The organism is Umezawaea endophytica, assembly GCF_025061645.1.
In the GTDB taxonomy this organism is placed as follows: domain Bacteria; phylum Actinomycetota; class Actinomycetes; order Mycobacteriales; family Pseudonocardiaceae; genus Umezawaea; species Umezawaea endophytica.
On sequence record NZ_JANYMP010000001.1, the window covers coordinates 564406 to 585068 of the forward strand.

Consider the following 20663-nt stretch of genomic DNA (forward strand, 5'->3'; position numbering starts at 1 on the left):
GTCACCGCCGCACGACGTACCAGCCCGCGCGGTCGAAACCGTCGACCCGGCCGCCGTCCTCGATCAGCCCGGTCAGCACCGCCCGGACGGCCGCGCGCCAGCGTCGTGCCATCTCCGGATCGGTCGCGCGGAGCCGTTCGACGTCACGGGGCACGGCGACGAGCGAGGTCGTGCCGTCGAGCCGTCCGGGGACGGGGCCGCCGTCGGCGGCGATGTCCAGCGCCCGCACCGCTCCCGCCGTGATCTCGGCCGCGAGGTCGACGCCGGGGGGATCGCCCGCGCACGCGCGGACGACGGCCGGGTCGTGGAGCGGCCAGCGCACGAGGAGCCGGTCGGAGTCCTGGTCGCCGTTGATCGCGTCGGCCATCGGGCCGTAGAAGTTGGTGAGGTACTCGGTCGGGCGGGCGGCGAGCTTCACCAGGTTGAAGCAGGCGTTGCGCGCCACCAGCGGGTCGAAGGTCCAGACGATCTCGGCGAGGTCGCGCTCCACCGCCCACGCACGCTGGTGCAGCTTGAGCGCGAACCCGACCCCGCGACCCGCCGCGGCCGCCGAGACGCCCGCGATGTGGCTGTGCAGCGCGTGTCCCCCAGGGGCGTGGACGAACCCGACGCAGGCGCCGACCAGGCGGTCGACGTCGAAGGCGCCCGACACGTGGTTGCCCGCCTTGGTGAACGCGCGCAGTAGCTCGATCGTCACCGGCGGGTTCGCGGCCCGGCCCCAGATCGTGGCGAACAGGTCCACCACCTGGTTCAGCTCCGCGAGGTCGGCGAGGTCGCGGACCGACACCCCGGCGGCCCGCGCCGCGACGGCGGCGGCACGGGCCGGTTCCGCCACCGCCGCCCTCGTGCCGGTCACGACGTCCTCGTCAGGGGGCGGTCGTGCGCCACCAGCTCCTCGACCAGCGCGCGCAGCAGCGCGGTCCGGCCCACCAGCTCGTCGACCAGCACGTGCTCGTCGGCGGCGTGGGCACCGCCGCCGACCGCGCCGAGGCCGTCGAGGGTCGGGGTGCCGACGCCCGCGGTGAAGTTCCCGTCCGACGCGCCGCCGACGGACGCCGAGCCCGGCACGGGTAGTCCCAGGCGCTGCGCCGTCTCCCGCACCCGCTGGTGCAGCGCCGCCGACGCGACGGCCTCCAGCGGCGGCCGGTTCACCCCGCCCGCCACCTCGATCAGCGCGCCGGGCAGCACCGGCGACAGCGCGGTGATCGCCCGGTGGACGCGTTCCTGCTCCGCCGCCGTCCTGGCGCGCACGTCCACCGCGAACGACCCCGCGGCGGGGACCGTGTTGGTCGTGGTGCCGGCGCGGGCCGAGGTCGGCGTGACCGTGGTGCCCGCCTCCTGGTCGGCGAGCGCGCTCACGGCCAGCACCTGGTGCGCCAGCTCCAGCGTGGCGTTCACGCCCTTCTCGGGTTCGAGCCCGGCGTGCGCGGCCCGCCCGGTCACGCGCACCTCGTACAGCGAGACGCCCTTGCGCTCCGTCTTGAGGGCGCCGCCGTCGGCCGACGCCTCCAGCACCAGCGCCGCCACCGCCGACCTGGCCTCCTCCTCGATCAGCTCGCGGGAGCTGGGCGAGCCCAACTCCTCGTCACCGGTCACGAGCAGGGTGACGCCGTCGAGCCCGGCGGCAGCGTGGAACGCCATCACCAGCCCGGCCTTCATGTCGAAGCAGCCCGGCCCGCGCAGCACCCCGTCCTCGACGGTGAACGGGTGCGCGGCCAGCGAGCCGAGCGGCCACACGGTGTCGTGGTGGCCGAGGAGCAGCACCCGCGACGGCCCGGTACCGAGCCGCCAGCGCAGGTGCGTCCGGCCGTCCAGCACGATCCTCTCGGGCGTGACGCCGAGGCGCGCGGTGCCGACCCGCGCGACGACGTCCGCCGAGCGGGCCACGGCGGCCAGGTCGGAGGAGGGCGACTCGCACTCCACGAGGACGCGCAGGTCGGCGAGCAGCTCGCCCAGGACGTCCGCCATCAGGACGACACCCGCGGCGTCGCCCGCACCCCGAAGTGCACGTACCGCTCGCCGGTCGGCAGCTCGTAGAAGGTGACCGGCGCCCACGTCTCCGCCTCCGGCGGTTTGACCGCGAACAGCGCCGGACCGGCGGGGACCAGCGGGTGCTCCTCGACCGGGTCCGGCAGCAGCGCGGCGATCGGGCCGGTGATCGTCGTCCGCAGGATCGGGCCGTCGGGGCCGTCCTCCACCTCCATCCGCACCCCGGACCGCTCGTACACCCCGAGGTACGGGGTCGCGTCGACCTCCACCGGTTCCGCGGGCGGCGCGAACGGTCGCGGCATCGCGACGTCCGCCACCTCCGCGAAGATCTCCCGGTACAGGTCCTCGTAGAGGTCGCGGGTGTGGCCGCCGTTGGTGAGCAGCGCGACGGCGAGCCCCTGCTCGGGCAGCACCCGCAGGAACGCCGCCTGGCCGATGGTGTTGCCGTCGTGGCCGATCAGCCGGTGACCGTCCCAGCCGAACCGGATCCAGCCGAGCCCCCACGAGTCGCCGAGGACGAGCTTGTCCGGCAGGTCCGCCTGGTGGGCGGTCATGGCGGCGGCGCTCTCCGCGCTCAGCACCTGGGTGCCGTCGGCGGCCTGGCCGTCGAGCAGGTGCAGGCGGGCGAAGGCGAGGACGTCGGCGACCGTGGAGGTGACCAGCCCGGCCGGGCCGAGCGAGCGGGGCAGGCCCCAGGCACGGGCCGGGGCGAGTTCGCCGTCGCGCTCGTCGTGGCCCACCGCCGCGGCGAACAGCAGCGCCTCCTCCGGCAGCGTCACGGTGTGCTCGAGGCCGAGCGGGGTGAACAGCCGGTCGCGCATCGCCTGGTCCCAGGTCTTCCCGGTGACCTTCTCGATCACCCGGCCCAGCAGCGAGTACCCCGAGTTGCAGTAGGACCAGGTCGCGCCGACCGGGTGGTTCTGCCCGGCCTCGCCGAGCACGTCGACGTAGCGCTCCAGGCAGTCGTCGCCGCGGCCGGTGTCGGTGAACACGTCGCCGTCGATGCCGCTGGTGTGGGTCAGCAGGTGCCGGACCGTCACCGACTTGGTGATGTCGGGGTCGGCCAGCTTGAGCTCGGGCAGCACGTCGACGACGGGGGTGTCGAGGTCGAGCAGCCCCTCGTCGACCAGCGCCATCACCACGGTCGCCGTCCACACCTTGGTGATCGAGCCGATCTGGAACAGCGAGTCGGTGTCCACCGGGGCGCCCGTGCGGACGTTGAGCACGCCGTGCGCGACCTCGACCAGCTCGTCGGCGGTCCCGCCCGTGCCGAGGCGGAAGACGCCGAGTTGCGCGCCGGGCACCTTGTGCCGCTCGGCGAGCCTGGCCAGCCGCCGCTGCCAGTGAGCGGCGTCGATGGACGCCTTGCCCGCGCGGGCGGTGTGCTGCTCCAGCCAGTCGAGGACGCGGTGGTTGAAGTCGAGCCGCTGCGACGGCGGGCCGAGGAGGATGAACACGTGCGAGGCGTCCGGGTAGACGACCAGCCTGGTCGGGACGCCCTGCTCGCGCAGCGCGGTGTGCCACTGCTGGGCCTGGCCGACGGGGCAGGTCAGGTCGTCCGCGCCCGCGATCACCAGTGTGGGCGTGCGGACGTCGGTGACGCGGGTGATCGGTGACATGGCGGCGTAGTTCTCCGGGTCCTGCCACGGGGAACCGCCGAGCTCGTACGCGCTGAGGAAGCCGCTGTCGTCGCTGGTGCCGCCCATGCTCACCAGGTCGCTGACCGGGCCGCCCGCGACCGCGGCGGCGAACCGGTCGTCGTGGCCGGTCAGCCAGCACGTCATGAACCCGCCGTAGCTGTAGCCCGCGACCGCGAGCCGGGCCGGGTCGGCGAACCCCTCGGCGACGAGCTGGTCCAGCGGTTCGAGGAAGTCGTTCGCGTCCGCGACGCCCCAGGCGCCCTGGACGCCGTCGTAGAACGCCTCGCCGTACCCGTCGCTGCCGCGCGGGTTGACCAGCAGCACCGCCCAGCCGCGGTCGACCAGTTCCTGGTGGTAGAGGTGCACCTCGTCGGCGCTCCCGTTCCACGCGTTGTGCGGGCCGCCGTGCACGTCGAGCAGCACCGGCCGCGGGCCGTCGTGCGTGGGGTCGTGCATCAGCCACGCCTGCACGTCGGTGCCGTCGGAGATGGTGAACCACCGCTCCTCGCGGGGGTGCAGGTCCGGTGCCGCGCCGTGGTCGGTCAGCACGGTCTCCGCGCCGGTCCCCAGGTCCACGACGGCGATCTCGCCGAACGTCGAGGGGGTCGTGAGCGCGATGGCCGCGCGCCCGCCCGCCACCGACAGCCCGGACACGACCCGTCCGGCGCCGTCGACGACCGGGCGGGCGTCGCCGCCGTCGGTGGCCACCGACCACAGGTGCGTGCAGCCGCGGTCGCGGAGGCAGAACAGCACCCGGCCCTCGTGCTCCTGGGGCAGGCCGCCGGGGTAGGCGGTGCCACCGGGCATCACGTTGCGGTCCAGGGAGGCGGTCAGGTCGGTGACCTCGCCGCCGTCCAGGTCGACGCGGTGCAGGCGGGCGTGCCCGACCGGGTCTCCCGCCCAGCCGACCACGAGCAGCGCCGACCCGTCGGCGGTCCAGCCCGCGGTGCTCGCCACCCCGTCGGCGAACGCGACCGCGCGCGGCCGGGCGTGCGGCTCGTCCACACCGAGCAGGTGCACCGGGGTGCGGTGGCGCAGGTCGCCGTCGGCGCCCGCGCGGCGGGTGAAGGCGAGGGTCGTGCCGTCCGGCGACCAGGCCGGGGCGCCCGCGCTGTGCGGTCCGTCGGTGAGCTGCCGGACCGCGCGGCCCGCGAGGTCGAGGACGTGCACCTGGGTGCGGACCTGGCCGAACATCCCCTGGCCGTCGACCTGGTAGTCGAGGCCGTCGGACACCATCGGCCGTCGCGGGCCGCCGGACGTCGGGTCGACCGGCGCGGTGAACGCGAGCCTGCGGCCGTCCGGGGACCAGCGCGGCGCGCCCGCCCCGAGCGGCAGGTCCGTCACCAGTTCGGGCTCACCTCCCGCGGCGTCGAGCACGGCGACCTGCCCGGCGCGGAGGAACGCGAGCCGGGAGCCGTCCGGCGACCAGGCGGGCGCGGCGTCGTCCGGGCCGGAGCTGACACGGCGGGGTGTGCCGCCGTCGGTGGCCACGACCCACACCTGGTCGACGTTGCGGTCCTGCTCGACGTCGAGCGTCCGCAGCACGTAGGCGATCCCGGTGCCGTCGGGCGACAACACCGGTTGCGACGGGACCACGACGCCCGCCAGGTCCTCGATGCGCGTCCGTCGGCTCATGACTGGCTCCTTGGCGTGGTTCGTCCGGGTACGGCGGCGAGCAGTTCGCGCGTGTAGTCGTGGGCGGGCTCGGTGAGCACCCGCGCGGCGGGGCCCTGCTCCACGAGCCTGCCGTGCCGCATCACCGCGACGTGCGAGGCGACGTAGCGGACCACCGCGAGGTTGTGGGAGATGAACAGGATCGTGAGGCCCAGCTCGCGCTGGAGCTCGCGGACCAGGTTGAGGACGGCGCCCTGGACCGACACGTCCAGCGCGGAAGTGATCTCATCGGCGATGACCACGCGCGGGCGGGCGGCCAGCGCCCGCGCCAGCGCGACCCGCTGCCGCTGCCCGCCGGACAGCCGCGACGGGACGGAGCCCGCGCACACCGGGTCCAGGTGCACCAGCTCCAGCAGCCGTTCCACCTCCGCCCGGCGCTCGGCGCGCGAGCCGCCCGGCGGCATCGCCTCGGCCACGCTCTCGCCCGCCGTCATCCGCGGGTCGAGCGAGGAGTACGGGTCCTGGAAGACCATCTGGAGCGGACGGGGCCTGCCGCGGGTCGGCACCGGCGCGCCGCCGAGGGTGATCCGGCCACCGGACAGCGGGGCCAGGCCGACGGCGGCCCTGGCGAGCGTGGACTTGCCGGAACCAGACTCGCCGACGAGCCCCACCACCTCGCCCTCCGGCACGGTCAGGCTGACGCCGTCGACCGCGGTGGTCCGGCCGTAGCGAACGGTCACGTCGTCGAAGCGCAGGTCGCTCACAGGGACTCCACCGTTTCCACCAGGTCGTCGGTCTCGTGGACGCGCGGCAGCGGCTCGCCCGCGTGCCAGCACGCCACCCGGTGCCGCCCCGAGCCGTGCCGCTCCGGCTCGGCGGCCAGCGGCGGGTCCTCCGCCCGGCACCGGGCGTCGGCGAGCGGGCACCGGGCGGCGTAGGCGCAGCCGGGCGGCGCGTCGGCCGGGCTGACCGGGCGGCCGGGGATCGTCGCGAGCGGCTTGGTCAGGTCGGTGGCCATGTCGGGCACGGCCTCGACCAGCGCGCGGGTGTACGGGTGCCGGGCGGCGGTCGCCAGCGCGGCGGCGGGCAGGTCCTCGACGACCCGGCCCGCGTACATCACCAGCACCCGGTCGCAGACCTCCCCGACCACCGTGACGTCGTGGCTGATCAGCACCAGCGCCACGTCGTCGGCGTCCCGGATCGCGGCCAGCAGGTCGAGCACCTGCTGCTGCACGGTGACGTCGAGCGCGGTGGTCGGCTCGTCCGCGACGATCAGCGCGGGCTCGCCCATCAGCCCCATGCCGATCATCGCCCGCTGGCGCATGCCGCCGGAGAACTCGTGGGGGTACTGCCGGACGCGGGAGTCGGCGTCCGGGATGCGGACGGCGGTCAGCCGGTCCACCGCGCGGGCCATCGCCTCGCGGCGGGTCATCCCCTGGTGGTGCGTCGCGACCTCGGCCAACTGCGCCCCGATGCGGCGCGTGGGGTTGAACGAGGTCATCGGGTCCTGGAAGACCATGGCCAGCGAGGTGCCCAGCAGACGGCGGCGGACCGCCGTGTCCGGCGCCAGCAGGTCGTTGCCGAGCAGGTCGAGCCGCGAGGCGTCGACCCGGCCGTGATCCGCGATGAGCCGGGTGATCGCCAGCGCGGTCATGGACTTGCCGGAACCCGACTCGCCGACGATGCCGACGGCCTCGCCGCGGCGCACGTCGAAGGACACCCCGCGGACCAGCCGCACCGGACCGGACGGGCCGGGGAAGGTGACCTCGAGGTCGCGGACGTCGAGCACCACGTCCGGGGCGGACGTCCCGACGTGCTCGTCGTGGCTCGTCGGCTCCGGCCTCTTCGCCGCAGCCGTCCGGGTCGCCGCCGCGCGCAGGCCGATGCCGACAGGGACGCCGAGTCCCTTCGCGACCGACTCGCCGAAGAGGTTGAAGGCCAGGCCCGCGAGGAGGACGGCCGCGCCGGGTGCGAGCGCGGCGGACGCGTTCACGTAGATGGCGCTGATGCCGTCGTAGAGCAGGCGGCCCCAGTCGTAGGCGGGCGCCTGGACGCCGAGGCCGATGAAGGACAGGCCCGCGAAGGACAGCAGCGCGTTGCCCGCGCCGATGGTGGCGTTGACGACCAGCGGCTCGGCGATGTTCGGCAGCACGTGGCGGAACAGGACCCGGACCCGGCCCACGCCCGCGATCCTGGCCGCGGCGACGTAGTCGCGCGCCGCGACCCCCGCCACCAGCGTCTGGGTGAGGCGGGCGAACGAGGGGGCGCCCGCGAGTCCGATGGCGAGCACCGCGCCGGTCGCGCCGGTGCCGAAGATGACCGCGAAGAACAGGGCCAGCAGCAGTCCGGGGAAGGCGACGGCGGTGTTGACCGCGGCCGTCACCAGCCTGCCGCCGCGCCTGCCGAGCACGAACGGCGCCGACCCGAGCAACAGGCCCGCGCCCACCGCGATCACGATGGCGATCAGGGCCAGCAGGATCGACAGCCGGGCGGCGACGAGGACCCGCAGGAGGATGTCCCGACCGAGGTTGTCCGTCCCCGCCCAGTGCTCACCCGACGGCGGGGCCAGGATGTCGTTGGTGTCGACGACATCCGCCCCGCTCCCCCACAGGACCGGTCCGAAGCAGGCGAGGGCGAGCACCGCGACCACCAGCACGGTCGCCGTGAGGCCGAGCGGGGTGCGGACGACCCGCGACCAGCGTCCGTGCATCCGTCAGTCCTCCCGGATCGTCGAGCGGGGATCGAGCAGGGCGAGCGAGACGTCGACGACCAGGTTGGTGATCAGCACGCCCACGCCGTAGACGAGGACGATCGCCTGCACCACCGGGTAGTCCTTGGTGAGGATCGACTGGACGATCGTGCTGCCCAGTCCCGGCCAGGCGAAGACGTTCTCCACCAGGACGGTGCCCGCGACCATCGAGCTGAGCAGGAGCCCGCCCAGCGTCAGCGCCGCGGTCACGGCGTTCGGCAGCGCGTGTCCCAGGTAGACGGTCCGCGCCGGGAGCCGCTTGGCGCGCGCGGTGCGGACGAAGTCCGCCTCCAGCACGCCGACCATCTCGACGCGGACGATCCTGGCGAGGATCGCCGCGGGCCCGATCGCCAGCGAGAACACCGGGAGCAGGTACGCGGCGGCGGTCTCGTCGCCCGCCACCGGGAGCAGTTCGAGGCGGATCCCGAACACGTAGATCAGCGCGACGCCGATCAGGAAGTCCGGCACCGTCGCCACGACGACGCTGGTCGTGGTGAAGGCCAGCTCGGTGCGCCGCCCGTGGCCGCGCCGGGTCAGCACGCCCGTGGCGACGCCCAGCGGGATCGCCACCACCACGGCGGCCACGAAGGCCAGCAGCGCCAACGACAACGTGGCCGGGAGCCGCTGCGCGACGACGTCGGACACCGGGAGCTGGGACGAGATCGACGTCCCGAGGTCGCCGGTGAACAACCCCTCCAGGTAGCGCAGGTACTGGGTGAGGATCGGGTCGTTCAGCCCCAGCGCCTCCCGGCGCGCCTCGACCAGCGCCGTGGGCGCGGTGGGGCCGAGCGCGCCCCGGACCGGGTCACCCGGAATGAGGTGGATCATGGCGAAGGACGCCGTCACCAGCACCCAGAGCGAGACCAGCAGCCGCCCCAGGCGTCTGACCGCGAACCGCGCCCACGGTCGGGGCCGGGGCCCCGACCGCTCCGCGGGTGGGCTCGGGGCTGTCGACGTCACCGACATGTCCACCTTCCTCCGTCGCTACTTCGCCAGCACGCGGATGCTCGTGGGGATGAGCTGGCCCGGCACCTCGAACTCGGCGCCCTTGCCGAACATCCGCGCGAGCTTGGCGGCGAACGGCACGATGTCCGCCTTCTCGATCAGGCCGGATTCCGCCGCCAGCCAGGCCTCGCACCCGGCGACACCGGGGATCGCCATGGCCGCCGCGACCGCCTTCTCGTAGTCGGCGTCGGTGATGGCGGCGAAGTTGGTGCCCGCGGGGGCCGCCGGACCGGACAGGAACGGCACGAGCTGGTCCGGGCTGCTGACGTTGAGCGAGACCCAGGTGACGTCCCAGTCGCCCGCGCCGAAGATGGTGCTGGTCAACGTCGTCTCGTCCTGGCTGCGCGCGGTGGCCTCGACGCCGACCGCCTTCCACTGCTGCACGGCGAGTTCGGCCGCCGCGTCACCGGCGCTGCCGTTGTTGTTCTGGTACAGGAAGACCAGCGCCAGCGGCTTGCCGTCCTTGGCGCGCTTGCCGTCGCCGCCCGCCTTCCAGCCCGCCTCGTCGAGCAGGGCGGCCGCCGCCTTGACGTCACCCGCGGGCAGCGCCTTCGACACGGAGTCGCCGGGGCAGGCGACCGGCTCGTTCGCGGCCAGGGTGGTGGCCGCGGTGCCCTTGTCCGACGTGAGCACCTTCCGCAACTGCGGGAGGTCCAGCGCCTGCGTCAATGCCTTGCGCACCTTGGGATCGCTGGTGACCCGGCCCGCGGCGTGGTTGTACCACTGCTCCCCCACCAGTGCCGGGGTGTCGGCCGAGAACAGGCCCGCCTTCTCCAGCCGCTCCGCGTCCGGGCCGGCGATCTGGGCGCCGTTCAACCCACCGGACAGCAGCAGGTTCGCCGCGGTCGTCTCGTTCTGCACGACCTTGACCACGACGGTCTTCGGCAGGCCCTTGGTCGCGGTCGTGGCGCCGTTGGGGCCCCACGTGTAGCCCTCGCGGACCGTGTAGGTGTAGTGGTCGCCCGGCGCGGCCTCGGTGAGCTGGTACGGCCCGGTGCCCGCGGTGGCCGTCTTCAACGCCGAGCGGTCCGCCATTCCCTTGGGGCACACCATGGGCAGGTTCGCCAGTCCGTTGAGGACGAACGGCGCGGGCTGGGCGAGCGTGACCGTCACGGTGCCCTTCGCGTCGTCGCCGACCGAGGTGGCGCCCGGCGGGAAGAACGTGCCCAGGAAAGGACTCTTGTTGTTCGGGTCGGCGACGAAGTTGAGGTTCGCGGCCACGTCGGCGGCGGTCAGCTTCGCGCCGTCGGCGCAGGTGATGCCCTCGGCCAGCGTCAGCGTGACCGCGAGGTCCTTGGCCTCCCAGGTCTTGGCGAGCCCGGACTTGATCTCACCGGTCTTGCCGTCGACGCTGAGCAGCGGGTCGTAGGCGAACTGGGTGACGGTGAACAGCGTGCTGCCCGCGCCCATCTGCGGGTCGAGGCTGCCGGGGTCCGAGGAGACCCCGAGGGTGAAGGTCCCGCCGTCGACGACCTCGGCCTTGCCGCCACCGGTCGAGGCGCCCCCGCAGCCGGCGAGCGCGGCGGCGACCAGGCAGAGGGACAGGCCGTAGGTGCCTGCTGTGGTCCGCTTCATGGGAACTCCAATCGGTAGGTGCCCCGGTCTTCAGACCTGCCACGAGCCGATCCGCGGACGGCGTCGGGAACGGTTCGGTACGAAGCGGACGGGCTCTGTCGATCCACATCCGCAGACCGGATAGTCTGCGGAACGTGTCGGTGAAGGTGGTGAAACGTGCGTACCGCTATCGCTGCTATCCCGACGAAAAGCAAGCGGTGGAGTTGTTGCGGACCTTCGGCTGCGTCCGGCTGGTGTACAACCGGGCGTTGGATGCCCGCACCACCGCGTGGCGTCAGGAACAGCGGCGGGTCGACTATGAGGACACTTCGGCGTTGCTCACCGCGTGGAAGCGGACCGACGAGTTCGGATTCCTGAACGAGGTGTCGTCGGTGCCGTTGCAGCAGTGCTTGCGGCACCAGCAGAAGGCGTTCGCCAACTTCTTCGGCAAACGTGCCGCGTACCACAAGTTCAAGTCCCGCAAGAAGTCCCGAGCATCGGCGGAGTACACGCGATCCGGGTTCCGTTGGCGCGACGGTGAACTGACCCTGGCGAAGATGGATGCCCCGCTGGCGGTCGTGTGGTCGCGTCCGCTGCCCGAGGGCACCGAGCCCTCGACGGTGACGGTGTCGCGCGATCCGGCCGGGCGGTGGCACGTGTCGATCCTGGTCGAGGCCACTGTCCACCAGTACACGCCGCTGAAGGCGGTTGTCGGTGTCGACGCCGGACTGACCTGTCTGGTGGCCCTCTCGACCGGGGAGAAGATCACCAACCCGAGACACGAGGCACGGGAACGGGTCGCGTTGGCCCGTGCGCAACGGAACCTGGCACGAAAGGCCAAGGGCTCGAAAAACCGGGCCAAGGCCAGGGTGGGAGTCGCCCGCGTTCACGCCCGGATCGCGGACCGGCGGCGGGACGTGTTGCACAAGCTGACCACTCGACTCGTTCGTGAGAACCAAACGATCGTGATCGAGGACCTGGCAGTCCGCAACATGCTCGGCAATCGAGCGCTGGCCCGCGCGATCAGCGACGCGTCCTGGTCGGAGTTCCGATCCATGCTGACCTACAAGGCCGACTGGTACGGCCGCTCCGTGGTCGTGGTGGACCGGTGGTTTCCTTCCAGCAAGACGTGCTCGCGCTGCGGGCACGTGCTCGACACGTTGCCCTTGGGCGTGCGGGAGTGGACATGCCCCGGTTGTGGCGAGGTCCACGACCGGGATGTCAACGCCGCACGGAACATCCTGGCCGCCGGGCAGGCGGTCGTCGCCTGCGGAGACGGAGTCAGACCAAACCGGCGCTAGCAGTCGGTGGGGCATCTGTCGAAGACCTCCCTTCCGGGGAGAAGGAAACAGGAACTGTTCGCCGTGAGGCGGGCGGAGATCTCCCTGTCCAAGACGGGGAGAGGAAGTCAAGGCGGTTCCGATCCGTGCGTTCGGGTGGATTCGTTGGGAGGGGGTGTTAAGCGCCTGCGCGGCGCACCGCGCGGCCGAGGTGCAGGTACAGCGCGTGGCCGGTGCCGTCGTCGCCGAGGAAGGCGTGCGGCATGTGCATGCCGCGGTCGGCCTCGACCGGGATCAGCATGTCGTCGCGGTAGTGGACGAGTTCGGTCCGCTCGACCTTCCCGCCCATCTCCACGTAGAGGCCCTTGGGGATCTGCTCGATCCAGATCCGCTGGTCGGCGTCCTGGCTGACGGTCAGGTCGAACACCGACGCCGAGTACGTGCCGGTGAACCGCTCGGCGTCGATCGACTGCGGTTCCACGGGCGGCGCGGGGAGCGCGGGCAGCGCGACGTCGGTCAACTCGGCGAACACGTGGCCCACGATGTCGTGGTGGAGCGCCATCGCGTCGCCGCCGTTGGTCAGCAGCGCGACGACCAGCCCGGACTCGGGCACGATCCGCAGGAACGCGGCCTGGCCGATCGTGTTGCCGTCGTGGCCGATGATCGGGCCGTCCGGCGTGTCGAACCGCTCGAAGCCCAGCCCCCACGAGGTTCCCATGAGCCCCAACTCGGGCAGGTCCACCTCCCGCTCGTGCATCCGCGCGGCCGTCCCCGCGGCGAGCACCCGCGTGCCGTCCGCGGCCTGGCCGTCGTCGAGGTGCATGCGGGCGAACGCGACCAGGTCGCGGGGCCGCATCGCGAGCATCGAACCCGCCGGGGCGTTCGACCGCGCCATCGCCCACATCGGCGCGGGCACGTACCCCGCGCCCGGCTCCTGCTCGACGTGGCCCACGGCGGCGCGGAACATGATCGCCTCGTACGGGCCGGTCGCCGCGTGGGTGAGGCCCAGCGGCGTGATGAGGTGCTCGCGCAGGCACACGTCGTACGGCTTGCCGCGCACCACTTCCACGAGCCTGCCGAGCACGCAGTAGCCCGCGTTGTTGTAGGAGAACCGCTCGCCGGGCGGGAAGAGCTGCGGCACGTCGTGCAGCGTCGCGACGTACTTCTCGACGCAGTCGTCGCCGACCCCGGTGTCGATGAAGATGTCGCCCTCGAACCCGGCGGTGTGGTTGAGGAGCTGCCGCACGGTGATCCGCTCGGTGGCCGACTCGTCGGCGACGCGGAACTCGGGGAGGTAGGCGCGGACCGGCTCGTCCAGGTCGACCGAACCCTCGTCGACCAGTTGCAGGACCAGCGTGCTGGTCCAGAGCTTCGTGATCGAGCCGATCTGGAAGACGGAGTCGGTGGTCGCCTCGACCCCGGTCGCCCTGCTGAGCAGACCGGCGGCTCCGTCGACCACCTGGTCACCCTGCCGCACGGCCCACGCCGCGCCGGGAACGTCGTACTTCCGGAGCAGCGACGGAAGCCGCTCGTCAAGCCACGTGTGAACGTCGTGGAGGTTGCCCATGCACCGGAATGCTAGGAACGAAGCGGACCGCTGTGTTCGTCGTCACGACCGAGTAAACGGCCCCGGCTTGGTCGCGGACGACGAGTCGAGCGTCGGCAGGGCACCACGACGGCGCGCGGCGACCACGTCGGACCGCGTTCACCTCAGCGCGCTCTGCGCGGCACCGAGGACAGGACGCGGAGTTGCAGCATCGCGGCGAAGCGGGCCTCGGTGTCGGTGAGGTCGAGGTCGCCGATCTCCGCGAGGCGCCGGAGGCGGTAGCGGAAGGTGTTCGGGTGGACGTGGACGGCCGCGGAGGCGGCGATGACGTCGCCGAAGGCGTCGAGCCACGCGCTCAGGGTCTCCACGAGGTTGGCCGTGTGCTGCTCGTCGTAGGCGATCAGCTTGGCGATGGCGCCGGTGGGGCGGTCGCGCTGGGCGGCGGCCAGGTCGCGCAGCTCCAGCACGAGCGCTTCCACGTGGACGTCCGACAGGCAGGCGGTGCGGCGGGCGCCACCCGCGCGCAGGACGCGCAGGACGCGGTCGGCGTTGGCGCGGGCGGGCGGCAGGTCGGTGGTGTCGACGGCGACGGGGCTGACGGCGATGACGGCGCGGGTCCGGTCGCCGACGCGGTCGAGGAAGTCGGCGGCGACGCTGAGGGCCCGGTCGTCCCCGTCGGCGGTCGACGGCACGAGCCCGTAGGTGACGTCGCCGATCAGCGCGGTCGCGCAGCGGGGGTGCAGCGCGCTCAGGTGCATCGACAGCGCGTCGCCGAGCCGCTGGCGTTCGGTGGCCAGCGCGGCTTCGGTGGCCGTGGTCCCGCCGGGGTGCGTGGTGGCCATCGCGAGGACGACCACCGGGCGGCCCGCCAGGCCCAGGCGGTCCAGCGCGTCGCGGGCGCCGGGCCCGCCTTCGAGCGCGGTGCCGAGCAGGTCCGTGCGCAGCCTGCGCTCCACGTCGGCGCCCGCGCGGATGCGGAGCATGTGCAGCGCCACCAGCCTGGCCGCGTCGACCAGGGCCGTGGCGCGGTCGGTGCCGAGCGGTTCTCGCACGGCCGCCCAGATCGAGCCGAGCACCTCGTCCCCCGCGCGCACGGCCACGGCGACGCGCGGCAGCGACGACTCCGTCACCGGCTCGATGTACACCGGCTGGTCGGTGCTGTACAGGTCGTGGAACACGCCCCGCTCGACCAGCACGCGCGCGTACTTCTCCGGCACCTGGCGGCCGAGGATCGTCTCCACCCGGCCCGTGTCCGCCTCGTCCTGCCGACCGGAGAACGCCAGCACGCGCGACCCGCGGTCCTCGATCGTCACCGGCGCGTCGAGCAGGGCGCCGACCGCGTTGGCCAGCGCGAACAGGTCGCCGGACGGCATGCCGCCGAGCGTCTCCGGCCCCAGTCCGCCGATGTCGTCCTCGGCGAGCAGCGCCCGCAGCATCGCGGCGAGCTGCGCCCACGACGCCCCGCGGGTCAGCCCGAGCAGCGCCACGCCGGACTCGTCGACCGCCGCGAGCACCTCCTCCGACACCGGCACGGGCGCCCGCACCACGAGTCCCACGGCGGTTTGCCCGCCCGCCGCGCGCAGCAGGTCCGCGATGTCCTCGGACGACCCGAGCCCGACGCCCAGCACGAGCGCGTTCGGCGGTGGCGGCGCGTCGTCCAGCGGGTCGTGGATCGTGACGCCGCCGATGGCGCGCGCCCGGTCCGGATGGCCGTGGACGAGTTCCAGCAGCGTCGCGCCGAGGTCGTCGAGCACTCGGCCGAGGCCGGTGTGGGGTCGCGGGGTCACCCCACGAAACTAGGCCCATCCGCGCGGCGGGACTTCGTCCGCGCGGACGAAAACCTCTCTTTCACTCGTCGTGGTGGATGAATCACACGGGCAGCCACTCGGTGGAGGTGGTCACCTCCGCCAGTCGGTCGGGCAGCGGCTCCACGCCGAGGCCCGCCCCGGTGGGCACGGCGAGGTGGCCGTCGTCGAGCACGAACGGCGTGGTGATGTCCGTGCGGTAGAACCGGTCCGAGGCGGACGTGTCCCCCGGCAGGGTGAAACCGGGCAGCGCGGCGAGCGCCACGTTCGCGGCCCGGCCCAGCCCGGTCTCCAGCATCCCGCCGCACCACACCGGCACGCCGTGCGCCACGCACACGTCGTGGATCCGCCGGGCCTCCAGGTAACCGCCGACCCGGCCCGGCTTGATGTTCACGATCGCCGCCGCCCCCATGGTGATGGCGGCGGCGGCCGAGCGCGCCGAGGTGATCGACTCGTCGAGGCAGACCGGCGTGCTGATCACCTTCGCCAGTTCCGCGTGCCCGAGCAGGTCCTCCTCCTCCAGCGGCTGCTCGATCAGCAGCAGGTCGAACGCGTCGAGCCGGGCGAGGTGGCGCGCGTCGGCGACGGTGTAGGCGGTGTTCGCGTCGACCTGGAGCAGCACGTCGTCGCCGAACCGCTCGCGCACCGCGCGCACCGGCTCGACGTCCCACCCCGGCTCGATCTTCAGCTTGATCCGCACGTACCCCGCGTCGAGGTACCCGCCGACGGCGTCGAGCAGTTCACCGATGGAGTCCATGATGCCGACCGACACCCCGCACGGGACCCGGTCGCGGGTGGCGCCGAGTTCACGGGCCAGCGGCCGTCCCTCCGCGCGCAGCTCGGCGTCGAGGACGGCCATCTCCAGCGCCGCCTTCGCCATCCGGTGCCCGCGGAACGGCTCCAGCGCGGGAGCGACCGAGTTCGCGTCGAGCCGTCCTCGCGCGCCCAGGGCGGGGACCAGGAACCGGGTCAGCACGTCGGCGGCGGCGTCGACGTACTCGGACGAGTACAGCGGGTCCGACATCGCTACGCACTCGCCCCACCCCTCCGCCTCGTCGGTGACCGCGCGCAACAGCAGCACGTCCCGCGCGGTCTGGGTGCCGAACGACGTCCGGAACGGCGCCACCAGCGGCAGCCGGACCCGGCGCAGTTCCACTCCGGTCAGCTTCATGAGGTGCCTTCCCCGTTCGTCACGACGTACCAACCCGCCCGGTCGAACCCGGTGACCCGAGCCCCGCCCGCGAGCGCGGCGCCGAGAACCTCGCGCACCGCGACCCGCCACTCCTTCGCCGCGCCGGGATCGGCCGCGCGCAGCGCCTCGACGTCGCGCGGCACGGCCACCAGCAGCGTCCCGCCCTCCAGCGACCCCGGCACCGGCGCGCCGTGCGGCGACCGCCCGAGCGCGACGACCGCGCCCCGCGACCGCTCGGCCTCGGCGTCACCCGGACGGGGTCGGCCCGCGCAGGCGTCCACGACCGCCGCCGAGCCCAGGTCCCAGCGGAGCAGGATCCGGTCGGTGTCGTCACCGCCGTTGATGCCGTCGGTCATGTCGCCGTAGAAGTTCGCCAGGTACTCCGCGGGCAGGGCACCCAGCTTCGTGATGTTGAAGTGCGCGTTGCGCGCGACCAGCGGGTCGAAGGTCCACTCGACCTCCCCCATCCCGCGGTCCATCGCCCACGCGCGCTGGTGCAGCTTGAGCGCGAACCCGACGTGCCTGCCGAGCGCGCTCGACGCCACGCCCGCGACGTGGCTGTGCAGCACCCGCCCCGCGGGCGCGCCGAGGAATCCGACGCAGGCGCCCACGAGCGCGGGCCCGTCGTACGCGCCCGACACGTAGTTGCCCGCCTTGGACAGCGCGCGGAGCATCGCGGTCGTCACCGGGGGGTTGTCCGGGGACGGCCGCCAGATCCCGTCGAAGAGGCGGTAGACCGCTTCGAGTTCGGCCATCTCGGTCACGTCGCGCACCACGACGCCCGCCGCGGTGGCGGCGGTGACGTGGGCGCTCTCCTGGTCGTTCACAGGGACAATCGTCGCGATCACGTGGCTCTCCGTCATGGTCCGCGCGGACCAGCCGCGGCGTGCGAGTTGGTCGTGCCCGACCGCCTGGTCCACGTCAGTCCACCTTCGGGGTCGCGCGCACACCGAAGTGCAGGTACCGCTCGCCGGTCGGCAGCTCGTAGAACCAGACCGGCGCCCACGTGCGCACCTTCGGTGACCGCACCAGGAACAGGTCGTCCCGCACGGCCACCATCGGGTACTCCTCCGTCGTCTCGGGCACCAGGTCGGCCAGCGGGCCGGTGACGGTCGTGCGCAGCACGGGCCCGTCCAGCACCTCCAGCCGGGCGCCTGCCCGCTCGTACGTGCCCAGGTGCCGGGAGACGTCTACGGAGACGGGTTCGGCGGGTGGTTCCAGCGGCGCGGGCACGGCGAGGTCCGCGAGTTCCGCGAAGACCTCGCGGTACAGCTCCACGTACAGGTCGCGGGCGTTGCCGCCGTTGGTGAGCAGCACGACCGCCAGGCCCTCGTCCGGCAGCAGCCGGAGGAAGGCGTTCTGCCCGATCGTGGTGCCGTCGTGGCCGATCAGCCTGCGGTCGTCCCAGCCGAACCGGATCCAGCCGAGCCCCCACGAGTCGCCGAGGGTGAACTTCTCCGGCAGCTCCACCTGGTGCTCCGCCATCGCCGCGGCGCTCGATCCGGCCAGCACCCTCGTGCCGTCGGGCGCAAGACCGCCGGTGAGGTGCAGGCGGGCGAACCCGAGGACGTCCGCGGCGGTGGAGGTGATCAGCCCGGCGGGCCCGACCGACCGGGGCAGGCCCCACTGGGGCGCCGTCGTCAGCGTGCCGCCGTCGTCGACGTGCCCGACGGCCGTGCGGTGCAGCAGCGCCTCCTCGGGGAGCGTGACCGTGCGCCGCAGGCCGAGCGGGGCGAGGATCCGGTCGCGGAGCGCTTGGTCCCACGTGCCGCCGGTCAGCTCCTCGATCACGCGCCCGGCCAGCGAGAAACCGGAGTTGCAGTAGGACCAGGTGGCGCCGAGCGGGTGGTTCTGCGCCACCTCGCCCAGCAGCGCCACGTACTTCTCCAGGCAGTCGTCGCCGCGCCCGGTGTCGGTGAACACGTCGCCGTCGATGCCGCTGGTGTGGGTCAGCAGGTGCCGCATGGTCACGCTCTTGGTGACCTCGGGCTCGCCGAGCCGCAGTTCCGGCAGCACCTCGGAGATCGGCGCGTCCAGGTCGAGCAGGCCCTCGTCGACGAGCTGGAGGGCGAGCGTCGCCGTCCAGACCTTCGAGATCGACCCGATCTGGAACAGCGAGTCGGTGGTCGCCTCGACGCCGGTGCCGGTGTTCAGCACGCCGTGCGCGACCTCGACGAGCTCGTCCTCGCCCGGCCCGCTCCCCTGACCGAGCCGCAGGACGCCCAGCACGGCGCCGGGGACGTGGTGGCGTTCGGCCAGCGCGTCGAGCCTGCGCTGCCAGTGCGCCGCGTCGATCCGGGCGCGGCGCGGCCCGGCGGCGGCGCCCGCGTACCGCTCGACCCAGTCCACGACCCGCCGGTTGAAGTCGATCCGGTGCGACGGCGGGCCTTCGAGGATGAACAGGTGCGAGCCCTCCGGGTAGAGCACCAGCCTGGTCGGCACGCCCTGCTCCCGCAGCGCCGCGTGCCACTGCTGGGCCTGGCCGATCGGGCAGCGCACGTCGGCGGCGCCCTGCACGACCAGCGTCGGCGTGCGCACCCGGTCGACCCGCGAGAACGGCGACAGCGCCTCGTACCGGTCCCGGTCGGACCACGGCAGGGCTCCCAGCTCCAGCTCGGCCAGGAAGTGCCCGACGTCGGCCGTGCCCGCCATGCTGGTGAGGTCGCTGACCACACCGCCGGTCACCGCGGCGGCGAACCGGTCGTCGCGGCTGGTGAGGTAGCAGGTCATGAAGCCGCCGTAGCTGTACCCGGCCACGGCCAGCCGCCGCGGGTCGGCGACGCCTTCGGCGACGAGCTGGTCGAGGGGTTCGAGGAAGTCCTTCGCGTCCGCCTCGCCCCAGGCGCCGAGCGCCGCGGTGTAGAACTCCGAGCCGTAGCCGTCGCTGCCGCGCGGGTTGACGAGCAGCACGGTCCAGCCGAGCGCGGCCAGTTCCTGGTGGTAGAGGTGGGCTTCGTCGGCCGCGCCGTTCCACGCGTTGTGCGGGCCGCCGTGGACGTCCAGCAGCAGCGGGCCCGCGGTGGTCGTGTCGCCGATGAGCCACCCCTGCACGGTGGTGCCGTCGGAGATCGTGAACTCCCGCTCCACGCGGGGGAACAGGTCCACCTCGGTCAGGGTGCCGTGCGAGGTGCGCACGGACTCGGCGCCGGTGGCGAGGTCGAGGGTGACGACCTCGCCGAGGGAGTCCGGCGTGGCCAGCACGACGGCGACCGTCCCGCCCGCGGTGGACACGCCCGCGACCACCCGGCCCGCGCCGGTGAGCACCGGGACGGGCTCGCCGCCGTCGACGGGCACCGAGTACAGGTGGGTGCAGCCGCGGTCGCGGACGCAGAACAGCACGGCGCGGCCGTCGTCGACGAGTTGCGGCAGCGCACCGGGGTAGGCCGGGCCACCCGGCATGACGTTGCGGTCCAGCGGGCCGGCCAGGTCGACGGCCGCGGTGCCGTCCAGCGGCACGCGCAGCAGACCCGCGTGGCCCGCGAGCGACCCCTCCGTGCCGACGACGAGCAGCGCGTCGGCGTTCGCGGTCCAGATCGCCGGACCGCCGTACCCGTCCAGCAGGCCGACCGGCTCGGTGGTGCCGTCCGCGAGGTCCAGGACGTGGACCGGCGCCCGGAACACCAGGTCGCCGTCCGGCGCGGTGCTCGCCGAATACGCCAGCCTCGCCGAGTCCGGTGACCAGGCCGGGGCGCCCGCGTGCCAGTCGCCCGCGGTGACCTGCTCGGTCTTCCCGCTCGCCACGTCCAGGACGTGCAGGTGCTGCCGCATCGTGCGCAGCAGGCCCGCGCCGTCGGCCTGGTAGTCCAGCCGGTCGGCCACGACCGGCGCTCCGGCGCGCCGGGCGCGGGCCCGGTCGTCCTCGCCGTCCACGGCGTGCAGGTCGACGGGGGCGCCGAACGCGATCCGGGTCCCGTCCGGGCTCCACACCGGCGCGCCCGCGCCGAGCGGCAGCGACGTGACCCGCTCGGCCTCGCCGCCGTCCGCCGGGAGCAGCCACACCTGCGCGGGCCCGTCCTGCGCCCGCAGGAACGCGATCCGCGTCCCGTCCGGCGACCACGCGGGCGCGGAGTCCGCACGCCCCCTGGTGAGCCGACGGGGTTCCCCGGTGCGGGCGCCGACCGTCCACAGCGACCGGACGTTCCGGTCCGCGTCCGCGTCGACCGTGCGGAGCACGTAGGCGATCCGCTCGCCGTCCGGCGACAGCGCGGGCTGCTCCGGCACCGCGAACGAGGTCAGGTCGTCGATGCGCTGGCGTCGGGTCACCGGGGTCTCCTCGGGTGCGCGGAACG

13 protein-coding genes are annotated in these 20663 nt (G+C 73.6%); 1 reads left to right on the forward strand and 12 read right to left on the reverse strand.

All coding sequences use genetic code 11. From position 1 onward, the window contains the following. Position 1 precedes the first annotated feature (1 nt). The 7 genes from NZH93_RS02160 to NZH93_RS02190 are packed head-to-tail and all read right to left on the reverse strand — an operon-like array spanning position 2 to position 10572. The gene (locus NZH93_RS02160) at positions 2–856 is read right to left on the reverse strand and encodes a GNAT family N-acetyltransferase (protein WP_259621153.1); all 855 of its coding nucleotides are present in this window, start codon (positions 854–856) and stop codon (positions 2–4) included. Then, positions 853–1968 (reverse strand): M20 family metallopeptidase, encoded by a 1116-nt coding sequence (locus NZH93_RS02165; RefSeq protein WP_259621154.1) that lies wholly within the window; start codon positions 1966–1968, stop codon positions 853–855. The genes NZH93_RS02160 and NZH93_RS02165 overlap by 4 nt, the downstream gene beginning before the upstream one ends. Further along, positions 1968–5264, reverse strand: a complete 3297-nt coding sequence (locus NZH93_RS02170) for a serine hydrolase (protein WP_259621155.1) — start codon at positions 5262–5264, stop codon at positions 1968–1970. Before NZH93_RS02170 ends, NZH93_RS02165 begins: the two co-directional genes overlap by 1 nt. Continuing rightward, on the reverse strand, positions 5261–6007 hold the full coding sequence (locus tag NZH93_RS02175; RefSeq protein WP_372506457.1) for an ABC transporter ATP-binding protein: 747 nt from the start codon (positions 6005–6007) through the stop codon (positions 5261–5263). The genes NZH93_RS02170 and NZH93_RS02175 overlap by 4 nt, the downstream gene beginning before the upstream one ends. Continuing rightward, positions 6004–7953 (reverse strand): dipeptide/oligopeptide/nickel ABC transporter permease/ATP-binding protein, encoded by a 1950-nt coding sequence (locus NZH93_RS02180; protein ID WP_259621156.1) that lies wholly within the window; start codon positions 7951–7953, stop codon positions 6004–6006. Before NZH93_RS02180 ends, NZH93_RS02175 begins: the two co-directional genes overlap by 4 nt. A gap of 3 nt (positions 7954–7956) precedes the next feature. After that, entirely contained in the window at positions 7957–8952 is a 996-nt protein-coding gene (locus NZH93_RS02185) for an ABC transporter permease (protein WP_259621157.1), read from the reverse strand. 24 nt (positions 8953–8976) lie between these two features. Then, a complete protein-coding gene (locus NZH93_RS02190; RefSeq protein WP_259621158.1) occupies positions 8977–10572 on the reverse strand; it encodes an ABC transporter substrate-binding protein in 1596 nt (531 codons plus the stop codon). A gap of 134 nt (positions 10573–10706) precedes the next feature. On the opposite strand from NZH93_RS02190, the gene NZH93_RS02195 reads away from it, so the two are divergent. After that, positions 10707–11852, forward strand: coding sequence for an RNA-guided endonuclease InsQ/TnpB family protein (locus tag NZH93_RS02195; RefSeq protein ID WP_259621159.1), 1146 nt, complete (start codon positions 10707–10709; stop codon positions 11850–11852). 157 nt (positions 11853–12009) lie between these two features. On the opposite strand, the gene NZH93_RS02200 is transcribed toward NZH93_RS02195, so the two are convergent. From NZH93_RS02200 to NZH93_RS02220, 5 genes are all read right to left on the reverse strand, one after another. After that, entirely contained in the window at positions 12010–13398 is a 1389-nt protein-coding gene (locus NZH93_RS02200; protein WP_259621160.1) for a serine hydrolase domain-containing protein, read from the reverse strand. A gap of 143 nt (positions 13399–13541) precedes the next feature. After that, entirely contained in the window at positions 13542–15164 is a 1623-nt protein-coding gene (locus tag NZH93_RS02205) for a PucR family transcriptional regulator (protein WP_259621161.1), read from the reverse strand. A gap of 82 nt (positions 15165–15246) precedes the next feature. Next, entirely contained in the window at positions 15247–16353 is a 1107-nt protein-coding gene (gene menC / locus NZH93_RS02210) for an o-succinylbenzoate synthase (RefSeq protein ID WP_259621162.1), read from the reverse strand. After that, entirely contained in the window at positions 16350–17201 is an 852-nt protein-coding gene (locus NZH93_RS02215) for a GNAT family N-acetyltransferase (RefSeq protein WP_259621163.1), read from the reverse strand. The genes menC and NZH93_RS02215 overlap by 4 nt, the downstream gene beginning before the upstream one ends. 94 nt (positions 17202–17295) lie before the next feature. After that, the gene (locus tag NZH93_RS02220; RefSeq protein WP_259621164.1) at positions 17296–20637 is read right to left on the reverse strand and encodes a serine hydrolase; all 3342 of its coding nucleotides are present in this window, start codon (positions 20635–20637) and stop codon (positions 17296–17298) included. Between the last annotated feature and the right edge of the window lie 26 nt (positions 20638–20663).